Below are 11,850 nucleotides of genomic sequence, written 5' to 3'. Positions count from 1 at the left end.
TACCTGGAGGCCTATTGGAGAGGGCCCGTCCCTTCGGTTCCCGACGTGCTTCTGGAGGCCATGCGCTACTCCCTCCTTGCGGGGGGAAAACGCTTGAGGCCCGTGCTGGCCCTGGCGTCTTACGAGGTCTGCGGCGGCCGGGCGGAGGACGTCCTGGGCTGTGCCGCCGCCCTGGAGGCCATTCACACCTACTCGCTCATCCACGACGACCTGCCGGCCATGGATAACGACGACCTCAGAAGGGGCAAGCCGACGAACCACAAGGTGTTCGGCGAGGCCGTGGCCATCCTGGCCGGGGACGGCCTGCTTTCGGAGGCCTTCCTGATGATGCTGGACGCGGAGGGCATCGGCACGGACAGGGTCCTCGCCGGGCTCCGCGAAGTGGCCCTGGCCGCCGGGCCGCGGGGCATGGTGGGGGGGCAGGTGCAGGACATCCTCTCGGAGAGTGCCGAGCCCGACCCCGAAACGCTGAGATACATCCACGAGCACAAGACCGGGGCCCTCATAGCCGCCTCCGTGCGCCTGGGCGCCATCCTGGCCGGGGCCGGCGAGGCGGAGATGGGTGCGTTGAGCGCATACGGGCGGAACCTGGGGCTTGCCTTTCAAATCATAGATGATATCCTTGATGTAAGGGGAGATGCGTCCGTCATGGGGAAGCCCGTGGGCTCCGACCAGGACAGGCACAAGATGACCTATCCCGCTCTGTACGGCATCGATGAATCCATGCGGAGGGCCGCGGAGCTCATAGCCGCCGCCGTCGAGGCCGTCGAGCCCCTGGGAGGGCGGGCCGAACACCTGGGCGAGATTGCCCGGTACATGCTGAGGAGAACGCACTGATGCACCTGAAGGACATAAAGGGACCCGAAGACATCAAGGGCCTGAGCGCAAGCGAGCTCGAAGAGCTGGCCGAGGAGATACGCCACACCATCATCACCTGCGTATCCGCCGGCGGCGGGCACCTGGCATCGAGCCTGGGCGTGGTGGAGCTGGCCATTGCCCTTCATTGCGTGTTCGATTCCCCCAGGGACAGGATCGTCTGGGACGTCGGCCACCAGTCTTACCCCCACAAGCTTCTGACGGGCCGATACGAGCGCTTTCACACCTTGAGGAAATACGGCGGGCTCGGAGGCTTTCCGCGGGTCTCCGAGAGCCCCCACGACGCCTTCGGGACGGGCCACAGCTCCACGTCCATCTCCGCGGCGCTGGGGATGGTCGAGGCGCGGGACCTCAGGGGCGAGCAGCACAAGGTCATCGCCGTCATCGGCGACGGGGCCATGACCGCGGGCCTCGCCTTCGAGGGCCTGAACCACGCCGGGCAGCTGGGCAAGGACCTCGTCGTCGTCCTCAACGACAACGAGATGTCCATATCGCCCAACGTGGGCGCGCTCTCCCGCTACCTGAACCGCATCCTCACCGGCGATGTCTACAACCGGATGAAAAAGGACCTCAAGGCGCTCATCGGGGGCATACCCCGGGTGGGTGCTCCCGTCGCCCGTTTCGCCGAGAGGGCGGAGGAGTCCCTGAAGGGCCTTTTCCTTCCGGGGATGCTCTTTGAGGAGCTGGGTTTCACCTACGTCGGGCCGATAGACGGGCATGACGTGGACCTCCTCATCAGGACGCTGGAGAAGGTAAAGGACACGGCCGCGCCCACCCTCGTGCATACCATCACCAAGAAGGGCAAGGGCTACGGGTTCTCCGAGCAGGACCCCTGCTCCTTCCACGGCGTGGGTCCCTTCGAGCTGGAGACGGGCTCGCCTCTCTCCTCCGGGGCGGCCAGCTACAGCGATGTCTTCGGCGAGGCCCTGACGGAGCTTGCGGAGGAAAGGCCCGCGGTGGTGGCCATCTCCGCGGCGATGAAGGAGGGCACCGGGCTGACGGCCTTCGCCCGGAGGTTCCCCGAGAGGTTCTACGACGTGGGCATCGCCGAGCCCCACGCGGCCACCTTCGCCGCCGGGCTCGCCCGGGCGGGGGCGCGGCCCGTGGTTGCCATATACTCGACGTTCCTTCAGCGCTCCTATGACGAGATTGTCCACGACGTCTGCCTGCAGAACCTTCCGGTGGTCTTCGCCATCGACAGGTCCGGCATCGTCGGGGAGGACGGCCCCACGCACCACGGAGCCTTCGACATCTCCTACCTGCGGCACATCCCCAACCTCACGGTCATGTCCCCGCGGGACGGCACGGAGCTGAAGGAGATGCTGGCCCTTGCCCTCGCACACCCCGGCCCCACGGCCATCCGCTACCCCAGGGGCAAGGCCGAGGAGCTTCCGGACGGCACGCCCGTCGTTCCGGGAGAAAGCGAAGTGCTGCGCGAGGGCGCCGAGCTGGCCATTCTGGCCGTGGGCAACATGGTAACGCCCGCCGTGGAGGCGGCCGCACGGCTCGAAGAGGAAGGCGTCCACCCCACCGTGGTCAACGTGCGGTTTCTGAAACCCCTGGACGAGGGCACGATTTCACGGGTGGCCTCCGTCTGCGGCCGGGTGCTTACGGTGGAGGAGAACGCCCTGCTGGGAGGGTTCGGAAGCTCGGTCCTGGAGCTTTTGAGCAGATCGGGGCTGACCGGCGTGAGCGTGGACATGCTGGGCATACCGGATGAGTTCGTGGAGCAGGGCACCCAGGCGGAGCTCAGACGCCGCTACGGCCTGGACGCCGAAGGGATTTACGCCAGGGCCCTGGCCTTTCTCCGGAAGTCGGCCGCTCCCGTGCGCTCCCGCGTCTCCTGAGAGGCCGCCTACCCTCTGCCCGGGATGCAGATGGTATCGTCCACCCGCGGGCCTTGCGCCCCCCCGTTTCCGTAGTCCGTCTCCTGCTGGATGAACACCAGGGTGTGCTTGCCCACCTTTATCTTGTCCTCGTGGGCGAGGGGCTCCTTCCAGGGCACGCGCTTGCCGTTGAGGAAGGTGCCGTTGGTGCTCTTCAGGTCCTCGACGTAAAAGGGCCAACCCTGCCGGTAGAGCTTCGCGTGAAAGCGCGAGACGGCCATGTTGTTCAGGCGGATGTCGTTCGAAGGGTCCCTGCCGATGGTCGTCACGTCCTTCAGGAGGATGATCTCGTGAAGGGTCTTGTCCTTGAGCTTGACGATGAGCTTTGCCATTTTCGTTGCTCCCTTTATGGTGTTCTTTCTTCCAGGGACCGGGCTCCGTGCCGTGCCAGGACGGGCAGCGCGCTGGCAAGGTCCTGGGGCCGGTGCGCGGGGGCCTTCTCAAGCATCCGGAGCACCAGGTCCTCCAGCTCCTCCGGAAGCCCCGGTACCAGCGCGCCGGGGCGCTCGGGCTCCTGGGTCAGGTGCTGGGCCATGACCCCGGCCAGATCCTCGCTTCTGAAGGGAACCCGCCCGGTGAGCATCTCATAGAGGACGACACCCAGGGAATAGATGTCGCTCCGGGCGTCGGCCGTGCGGCCTTCCACTTGTTCGGGGCTCATGTAGGCGGGGGTCCCCATGGCCGTCCCTTCCTGCGTGAGCTGGTGTGCGCGGGCCAGGCGGGCAAGGCCGAAGTCCGTAATCTTTGGCGAGCCGTCCGGTGTAAGAAGGACGTTGGACGTCTTGAAGTCCCTGTGCACGACGTCCCGGTGGTGCGCATAGGCCAGGGCCTCCGCCATCCGGGAGCCCAGGCCGGCCGCCTTCTCTGCGGGAAGAGGCCCCTGGCTTTTCAACAGGGTGGAAAGGTCGCCCCCGGCCACCAGCTCCATCACGATCCAGGCCCGGCCCTCCTCCTCGATGAAATCGTGTATCTGCACTATCCCCGGATGGGAGAGCCGGGCGAGCACCTGGGCCTCCCGCCGGAAACGGCTCATCAGCTCGGGGTCGTGGGCGAGGACCGGGGAAATCTCCTTGAGGGCGACGGCGCGCTCAAGAACGGTGTCGTGGGCGCTGGAGACGATGCCCATGCTCCCCCGCCCCAGGTTCTCCCGTATCCTGTAGCGGCCCTCGTCTCCCACCTTCCGGGCTGGGGCCGCCATGACGGTCTTCCCGACGGCTGAAGCTCCATCCGCGCTGTCAAGGGCGTCCATCTTCCGGCGGAGCTTCCAGGTGCGGTTGGACTCGGCGGCCAGGGCAAGGGCCCGGCCATAAAGGAGCATGCTTTCCCGGGGGTTGCGCTCCGCGAGGGCGTCGGCTTCTTCTTCGTCTTTTTCCGAGAGTGCCCGTGCTTCCTTGAGGGTGGAGGGTACGCGGGACAGCAGAAGCAGGAGCACCAGGCCGCCCGAGGCGGACCAGAGGACGACGCGGCCCCAGAGCCGCACCGAGTCACCCGGCCGGGAGCTGACCTGGGTGTTGAAAAAGCCGAGGATTTTCTCCGTCGTGGTAGGCGTATGGAGCTTTTCGACCACGGCATCCAGGGTTCCGGTAAGCACCGTGGGAACGAGGATGGCGGCCAGCAGAAGGGCCACCTGGGCGCCGCGCGCCGCGAGGACCCAGCGGCGGATAAGCGCGGGCTTCCGGAGAAGACCCGGCAGAAGACGAATCCCCAGGAGGGCGCGGCGGACCAGCTCCGCGGCACGTACCCCCAGGGAGAGGGGGAAGCGCCTCTTTGACGCGTCGGATGCCATCGCCTTATTCTGCACGGAGGGCCCGGGGAAAACAGTGACGCTGTGCACCCTTTTTTTGGCCTGTTTTGTATTATAACGTTATGAAGAAGCGGCTCGACGTGCTGCTTGTGGAAAGGGGGCTCGCAGAGACGAGACGGAAAGCCCAGGCCCTTGTCATGGAAGGCAGAGTCCTCGTGGACCGCGGGCCGGTCAGGAAAGCCGGCGCACAGGTCCCGGAGACGGCGGCCGTGGAGGTCATGGGCGAGGAGGTCCCCTACGTAAGCAGGGGAGGGCTCAAGCTCCAGGCCGCGGCACAGGAGTTCGGGATTGACTTCACTGACAAGGTGGCCATGGACGTCGGGGCCTCGACGGGCGGCTTCACGGACTACATGCTTCAGGCGGGGGCCAAGCGGGTCTATGCCGTGGACGTGGGCTACGGGCAGCTGCACTGGAAGCTCAGGCAGGATCCCCGGGTGGTGCTCGTGGAGAGGAGCAATATACGGTACCTCGAGAGGGACCGGATTGGGGAGCCGGTGGACGCGGCCACGGTGGACGTCTCTTTCATCTCCCTGCGGCTGGTCGTTCCCCGGGTCATGGAGTTTCTCAAGCCCGGAGGCGAGGTGGTGGCCCTGGTGAAGCCGCAGTTCGAGGTCGGCAAAGGCGAGGTGGGCAAGGGGGGCATCGTCAGGGACGAAGAGAAGAGGAGAGCGGCGGTGGAGGCGGTACGGTCGTCCCTGGAGGCTGCCGGTCTTCGGGTCCGGGGGGTGATGGAATCGCCCCTCCGGGGCCAGAAGGGCAACGTGGAATATCTTCTCTACGGCGTGAAGGAGGATTGATGCAGGAGCCCGAAGAGAAGCAGGGGTCTGACCTGTCGTCCTCGTCGGTGGAGACCGTGGGGCTTTTCGCTGACGAGTCCGCGGACCCCGGGGTCTTCACCGACCTCTTGGAGAGCAACAAGGCTCGTCCGGAGGTCGTCAGGCTGCTTTATGACCATCCGGCGACTCCCGATGAGGTGCGCTCCCGGGCTGCGGACATCCTGCATCTGCCCCGCCACGGCGCCGAGGACCTGGCGGTCCTGAAGCGCAGGGAGGCTGAAAAGCGCGCACGGGAAATACAGGAGAAGGTCCGGGAGGACCGCCTCGTCAAAAGAATTCAGAAGCTGAGCGTCTCGGAGAAGATAAAACTCGCCCTGAAGGGCGGTACGGAGGCCCGGGGCATCCTGCTCAAGGACTCAAACAAGATGGTCGTCCTCTCCGTGCTGGAAAATCCCCGCCTCACCGAACCGGAGGTGGAGCAGATTGCGCGGAACCGCTCCATTGTGGAGGATGCCCTGAGGGTCGTCGCGCGGAACCGGGAGTGGATGAAGAGCTACACCGTGCAGCTCGCCTTGGTCACAAATCCCAAAACGCCCGTGGCAATCTCGATGAAGCTTGTGCCGGGGCTGAAGAAACGGGACATCCAGCAACTGGAGAAGAACAAGAACGTTCCGGAGGCCGTCCGGGCGCTGGCCCGCAAATTCGTCAAGACCCTGAAGCAGTAGGGCCGCCTTTGCTCTCCTCCCCCTCCAGCTCCCACATCCAGAGGCGAAAGAGGAGGGACGCCCGTTTGCGGTAAAGCTCCTGAGTTAGCCCCACGAGCACCGCGCCACCCTCGGCCCTGGCCGAAAGGCTTCTCCTGAACCAGAAGAGCCTCAAGGGCAGAAGGCCCAGACCCAGGGCTGCCAAGCCTATCCCCGCGTAAAGCCAGAGAAGGGCCGGGTCACGAACGCTCCGGACCTCCACGAAGAGAGCGTGCCGTCCGAGGGAGATGAGAGCGCCACCCAGTGCAGCATGCTCTCCCGGGCGCACGTAGGCCCGGTCGGCCTCTCCCGAGGCCTTCTCGAGGGTAAGGCTGTAGCGGGGGTTGCCCGGGTCGTACAGGACGCCCGGAGAGCTCCCGGGCTTCTCCGGTGCCAGGGCCATGAGGAGCCGCATCCCCTCCGGTTTGAGACGCACCGTCTTTCGCCTCCCCGGCGGCAGGAGGTCCAGGTACAGAAGCAGCCGGTGCCGGGCATCGGCGGTCAGCACCGAGAGGGGCTGGTAATACCCGGTGTGGGTGATGCGGAGCCATCTGTCCCCGACCTTTCGGGGAAGGCCGTTTCCTATCACGCGGTCTTTTCCCCCGGCACGCACGCGGGCGGAGACCTCCCTGAACCCAACGGAGCCGGTCTTTCCCGGCTCCACGAGAATTTCTCCGGGGGAGACGGCGTGGATGCTTTGCATGCGCAGCTCCTGACCGAGAAGGCTGCGCACCGTTCCCTCGTGAAACCACGCCTTCTCCGTTCTGCGCACATGGTGGCTCACCAGGAGGGCGCCCAGGGCCAGCACGAGGCCGCACCGGAATACCGTGCCGGGAAGAAACGCATACCTGCCCCTCGTGGCGTGGACCGCCTCGCCCAGGGCACGGGGACGAAACCCCTTCCGCCTCATCCATCCGGTGACGTCCTCCATGCCGCCGGCGGGCAGGGGGGCCGTGCCCTGGATTTCCATCTCCTCTGGTGTGTTCCCGCGCACGCTCAGGCTCCGCACCGCAGCCGCCGCCGTGTAGAGGGTGAGGCTCAGAAGAAAGCTTGAAAGCAGGACGATTCCCGGCCAGCTCTCAAGCAGAAAGGACAGCCACCGGCTCGAAGCGCCGCCTTCGGGGACGAAGGACAGGAAGGAGACCCCGAGGGCGAGGGCGAACAGCGCGGGAAGTTGCCAAGAGAGCGAGGCCTCCCATAAAGTCATGGGAGGCACTCCCCGGGAGACCCGGCTGGGCGCCTTGCTCCGGGCAAGGGAGAGCCGGTGCTGCCTTCCATGATATCGGCCCCCTGTGGGCAATCAGGGCACGGAGAGGGCATGGAAAAGAATTGTACCACGGAGGGTGAGGACGGGACCACGCAAAAGGCCGTCTGCAAAGACGGCCGGGGGGCCGGTGCGAAGAAAGCCGGCCGCATTATTTCCGAGCTAGACGACTTCGTGGTGGAGGTAGGTCTCCACTTCCTTGCCCGGGTTGGGGATGCCCGCTACCCTCCATGCCTGTATGGGGTTCATGAACTTCTTGGTGACGCAATCCTTCGGCTGCATGACGTTCAGGCAGACGGCGCCGAAGACCGGATAGGAGCCATAGTCAGTATAGTACTGCCGGATGAACTTCAGGATGTCCAACCTGTCCGCGCTCAGTTCTCCAATCCCTTCCCGCTTGGCCAGGGCCCGGGCGACGTCCTCGTTCCAGTCGTCGAAATTCACGAGGTATCCCTCCGCGTCCACCTTGACCTTCCCGCCATCATACTCGATCTCGGGCATTCGTCCCTCCTTTCGGTTTTATGGGCGGATGGTGCAGTTTCCTGATAAAAAGAGTATCATGTCCGGCTTTGCCTGTCAAAAGCGCCGGTCCGAAAGAATATCCTACTCCGTGCGGGGGTGTCAACGAAAAAGAGGCGCCTCCAGCGGAAGTCTCTCTCCGCCTTGTTTCTCCCCTTCCGTTTGGGTCGGGGTCGTGATACTCTTTATGCAGGCAAGGGAGCTCGCGTACACAGGTGAGCCGTGCAACTGTGCAAGGAGGGGTCATGAAAAGGTTTCTCATCGCGGTCTTGTTCATCCTTTTGCTCGCCGGTTTTTCCTGGGCCCAGATGGGTCCCGGAGGCCAGGGGATGATGCAGGGAGCCCAGGAGCAGCAGGAGAGCCCGGGGTATGGCCACGGTTACGGGCCGGGCTGGGGCATGATGGGCCCTGGCTGGGGCTGTCAGGGACCGGGCTATGGCATGGGGCCCGGCATGATGGGGCCGGGTTGGGGCTACGGCATGGGACCCGGCATGATGGGGCCGGGTTACGGCTATGGCATGGGACCCGGCATGATGGGGCCAGGTTACGGCTATGGCATGGGACCCGGCATGATGGGGCCAAGTTACGGTTACGGCATGAGGCCCGGCTGGGGTTACGGCATGGCGTCTTGCATGGGGCCTTGTTGGGGCAACTGGGGCAGTGAGGAGTGCCGGAACTTCCTCGACAAGACGCAAACGGCCAGGAAGAACCTCCATATGAGGATGTTCGACTACATGGAGGCCATGAGAAACCCCAAGACGAAGCCCGAGGAGCTCGAGAAACTCCGCAACGAGATGTGGAACTTGAGGCAGGAAATCTGCAAGGAGTCCCAGGGCGCCGGCAAGTAGACAGACCTTCAGGGGGCGCCTTCCGGCGCCCCCCCGATTTCGCATGACCGGGATTTCCTGATGCCGCCCCGGCTCCGCCTCCTCTTTCAGGGAATTTCGAGCCCGTCCAGAAAAGTGAAGACGGCCTGGAGAGCCGTGGACTCCGGGGGCAGATGCATGATAGGCCTGCCCTCGAGGTCGAACTCGAAGATACGGTCGTCCTGGGGGATAATGCTCGAGACGGAAACGCCGATGCCCTGGGCGTAGCGCCTCAGCTGCCCATCGGCCTCCGGCCCCGAGACCCTGTTGATGAGCACCGCGCGGCGGTCGACCTCGAGTTTGAGGTCCTCCACCAGTGCAAGGATGCGCTTGACCGTCTGTATGCCTTTTACGGTGGGGTCGCTTACCGCCACGAGGAGGTCGACGGCGTGGGTGGTCCTCCGCGAGAGGTGCTCCATGCCCGCCTCGTTGTCGATGACCACGTAGGGATACTGCTCGGAGAGCTTGTCGGTGTATTTCCGGATGATGTTGTTCGCGGCGCAGTAGCAGCCGGGGCCCTCGGGGCGTCCCATCACCATGAGGTCGAAGCCCCCGGCTTCGATGAGGGACTGCTGCACCTGGTAGTCGAAGAGCTGCTCCATGCTCATGCCGCCGGGCCTGTCCCCCCCGCCCCGGACCGCGGCGAGGGAGTCTTCCCTCAGCCCTCCGATGGTGGCGTGGATTTCCACCCCCAGGGCCTCGTTGAGGCAGGCGTTGCTGTCGGCATCCACGGCCAGGATGGGGCCGCGGCGCTTCTCCTTGAGGTATCGCACCGTCAGGGCGGCGATGCTCGTCTTTCCGGTGCCGCCCTTGCCGGCAAAAGCTATCACGTAAGCCATCGCATGTGCTCCCTTAGGGGGCCTTGCGTCCCCTGGCCGCCGCCCTGGACGCGGCGGAGACGCCGTATTTGGCCCTGACCTCGCGCACCTTTCCGCAGGAGTACGCGCCCTCGGGACAGGGGGCGTAGAGGCAGCCCGGCCCCGCCTTCTCGAAGATGACCGGCGCGGCCCGCTTGGCCAGGGCGAGCATCTTTTCGGCAAGCTCCCGAATCTCCCACTGCGCGCGGTTGCAGCAGCGCAGCCGGAAGAAGTGCAGGAGCTCCCTGGCGTTCATGGTGAGGACGATCTTCGTCTCCGCGGCGTTGGGAAGGACGAAGCGGGCGTCCTGGTTGGCCGATTCCCCCGTGACGCCCCGCTCGTTGAGCTTCCGTACCAGCGTGTTATAGGCGTCCTGGGCCGTGCTCATGAAATGCTTGAAATGTTTCTTGAGCTCCGGGTCCCGGCCTATGGAGGGCGGAACGACATAGTCGAACCCGGCCTCCTCGCTCACGTAGCGCTGCGATTGCTGCGAGTAGGAGGCCAGCCTGTGGCGCACGAGCTGGTGCGAGCAGGCCCGGGAGATGCCCTCCACGGCGAAGGTGAAGGAGGCGTGCTCCACGGGGGTCATGTGTCCCATGTCCATGAGCTTCTTGACGAAAGACCGCTGGTCGTTCCGCTGAATCCTGTTTTTCAGCTCGCCGATGTCCACGGCGCTGTAGCAGAGCTTGGCGGCCAGGGCCACGCTTTCTTCCGGATTCGGCGTATGCCTGAGAAGGATGACCTTCTGCTTCGCTTGCTTCATGAAACCCCCTGGCGTGCGTTACTGGAAGCTCTGCTCTTCTGCGGGGAAGGCTCCCGAGGCCACTTCGTTCCTGTAGCGCCCGATGGCCTGAAGGGCCTCCTCCCTGAGGTTGGCATACCGCTTGACGAAGCGGGGGACAAACCTCTCGAAGAGCCCGAGCACGTCGTGCAGGACCAGCACCTGTCCGTCGCAGTGAGGCCCGGCCCCTATGCCGATGGTGGGGATGGCGACCTCCCGCGTTATCTTTTCGGCGAGGCCCATGGGTATGGCCTCCAGCACCAGGGCGAAAGCTCCGGCGTCCTCCACCATGTGGGCCTCCTCGACGAGCCTTTCCCGGGCCGCGTCGGAGCGCCCCTGCACCTTGTAGCCGCCCATGCGGTGGATGGCCTGGGGGGTAAGCCCTATGTGGGCCATCACGGGTATCTCCGAGCGGGTCATGGCCCGTATGTGCTCCACCGCTTCGGCTCCCCCTTCGAGCTTTATGGCCGAGGCGCCGGCCTCCTTGATGAAGCGCCCCGCGTTGCGCACGCCCTCGGCCACGCTCGCCTGATAGGACATGTAGGGCATGTCGCCGATGACCAGCGCGTCCCCCGCTCCGCGGGCCACCATGCGCGTGTGGTAGAGCATCTCCTCCATGGTCACGGGAAGGGTATTCTCAAGGCCCTGGACGACCATCCCCAGGGAATCGCCCACCACAAGGCCGTCCACCCCGGCCTCGGCCGCTATCCGCGCGAAAGGGTAGTCGTAGGCGGTGATGAGGGTTATTTTTTCCCCCGAAGCCTTCATCCCGACAAGCTCTGAGACGGTCCGTTTCGCCATGGTTTTTCATTTTACCACAAAGGGGACTGCGGCCTGTGCAGTATGGATGGAGGGAGAGCCCGGCAAAAAAAGCCGCCCGGCCCCCAGGGAATTGCGGAGCGGGCGGCATGCAAGGGCAAGAAACGGCTTCAGAAGGTGTGACAAGCGAAACAGCTGATACCGCTTGAGAGCACGCCTTCGAGGTTTCGGCCGTGGCATACGACGTTTGCGCACGTGCTCGAACCGTTAAGGGCCACGAAGTCGCCGTGTGCAGTAATATCTCCGGTCCAGTCAAGGGGATGCACGGAGAAATCGCCTCCGAGGTGGCAGCTGTCACAGGCGGGCCCGCTCTCCGTCACACCGTCCAGGCCCGCGCCGTGGCAGACGCCATTTGCACAGGCTTCGGGGCCGTTCTGCTGCACGAAGGTGTCATGAAGGGCATAAGCAAAGTCCCCCCACTGCACGGGATGGATGGAGCTTGCGTCTCCAAGGTGGCATGCCGTTACGCACGAAGGCCCGCTGTCTTGCACCCCGGTCAAAGACTGGCCGTGGCAGACGCCCAGGGCGCACGAAGACGTCCCGTTGGTTTCCACGTAACCGGCGTGACGGGCGTAAACCAACTCGTCCCATGCCAGGGGGTGAATGTCGACCTCGTTGCCCAGATGGCAGTCCGTGCACGCCACGTTCGATATCCCTCC

The 11,850-nt window shown here is 65.0% G+C and carries 13 protein-coding genes; 5 read left to right on the top strand and 8 right to left on the bottom strand.

The features are described from left to right. Nucleotides 1-3 precede the first annotated feature (3 nt). Nucleotides 4-837, top strand: a complete 834-nt coding sequence (locus P8Y39_10095) for a polyprenyl synthetase family protein (protein ID MEJ2192675.1) — start codon at nt 4-6, stop codon at nt 835-837. After that, a complete protein-coding gene (dxs, locus tag P8Y39_10090; GenBank protein ID MEJ2192674.1) occupies nt 837-2,723 on the top strand; it encodes a 1-deoxy-D-xylulose-5-phosphate synthase in 1,887 nt (628 codons plus the stop codon). The genes P8Y39_10095 and dxs overlap by 1 nt, the downstream gene beginning before the upstream one ends. An 8-nt stretch (nt 2,724-2,731) precedes the next feature. On the opposite strand, the gene P8Y39_10085 is transcribed toward dxs, so the two are convergent. Next, on the bottom strand, nt 2,732-3,094 hold the full coding sequence (locus P8Y39_10085) for an FHA domain-containing protein (protein MEJ2192673.1): 363 nt from the start codon (nt 3,092-3,094) through the stop codon (nt 2,732-2,734). Between the two features lie 14 nt (nt 3,095-3,108). Beyond that, a complete protein-coding gene (locus P8Y39_10080; GenBank protein MEJ2192672.1) occupies nt 3,109-4,548 on the bottom strand; it encodes a serine/threonine-protein kinase in 1,440 nt (479 codons plus the stop codon). A gap of 80 nt (nt 4,549-4,628) precedes the next feature. On the opposite strand from P8Y39_10080, the gene P8Y39_10075 reads away from it, so the two are divergent. Continuing rightward, a complete protein-coding gene (locus P8Y39_10075) occupies nt 4,629-5,363 on the top strand; it encodes a TlyA family RNA methyltransferase (GenBank protein ID MEJ2192671.1) in 735 nt (244 codons plus the stop codon). Continuing rightward, nucleotides 5,363-6,067, top strand: coding sequence for a hypothetical protein (locus P8Y39_10070; protein ID MEJ2192670.1), 705 nt, complete (start codon nt 5,363-5,365; stop codon nt 6,065-6,067). The genes P8Y39_10075 and P8Y39_10070 overlap by 1 nt, the downstream gene beginning before the upstream one ends. On the opposite strand, the gene P8Y39_10065 is transcribed toward P8Y39_10070, so the two are convergent. Both P8Y39_10065 and P8Y39_10060 read right to left on the bottom strand, forming a co-directional pair. Next, the gene (locus tag P8Y39_10065; GenBank protein MEJ2192669.1) at nt 6,048-7,292 is read right to left on the bottom strand and encodes a hypothetical protein; all 1,245 of its coding nucleotides are present in this window, start codon (nt 7,290-7,292) and stop codon (nt 6,048-6,050) included. The two genes, P8Y39_10070 and P8Y39_10065, sit on opposite strands and share 20 nt — an antisense overlap. Before the next feature lie 219 nt (nt 7,293-7,511). Continuing rightward, a complete protein-coding gene (locus tag P8Y39_10060; protein ID MEJ2192668.1) occupies nt 7,512-7,850 on the bottom strand; it encodes a TusE/DsrC/DsvC family sulfur relay protein in 339 nt (112 codons plus the stop codon). 263 nt (nt 7,851-8,113) lie between these two features. Here P8Y39_10060 and P8Y39_10055 point away from each other — a divergent pair, with 263 nt between their 5' ends. After that, entirely contained in the window at nt 8,114-8,716 is a 603-nt protein-coding gene (locus P8Y39_10055; protein MEJ2192667.1) for a hypothetical protein, read from the top strand. Nucleotides 8,717-8,802: 86 nt separating this feature from the next. Here P8Y39_10055 and P8Y39_10050 read toward each other — a convergent pair whose 3' ends face one another. From P8Y39_10050 to P8Y39_10035, 4 genes are all read right to left on the bottom strand, one after another. Then, on the bottom strand, nt 8,803-9,573 hold the full coding sequence (locus tag P8Y39_10050; GenBank protein MEJ2192666.1) for an AAA family ATPase: 771 nt from the start codon (nt 9,571-9,573) through the stop codon (nt 8,803-8,805). A 13-nt stretch (nt 9,574-9,586) separates the two neighbouring features. Next, nucleotides 9,587-10,354, bottom strand: a complete 768-nt coding sequence (gene thyX / locus P8Y39_10045; GenBank protein MEJ2192665.1) for an FAD-dependent thymidylate synthase — start codon at nt 10,352-10,354, stop codon at nt 9,587-9,589. An 18-nt stretch (nt 10,355-10,372) separates the two neighbouring features. Next, entirely contained in the window at nt 10,373-11,173 is an 801-nt protein-coding gene (gene panB / locus P8Y39_10040; protein ID MEJ2192664.1) for a 3-methyl-2-oxobutanoate hydroxymethyltransferase, read from the bottom strand. Between the two features lie 128 nt (nt 11,174-11,301). Further along, on the bottom strand, nt 11,302-11,850 hold a 549-nt coding region (locus tag P8Y39_10035; protein MEJ2192663.1), incomplete at its 5' end, for a hypothetical protein.

Source organism: Nitrospirota bacterium (genome assembly GCA_037386965.1).
GTDB lineage: Bacteria > Nitrospirota > Thermodesulfovibrionia > Thermodesulfovibrionales > JdFR-86 > JARRLN01.
The sequence above is the reverse complement of the archived record's forward strand: the minus strand, read 5'-3'. Positions and strand labels throughout refer to the sequence as shown.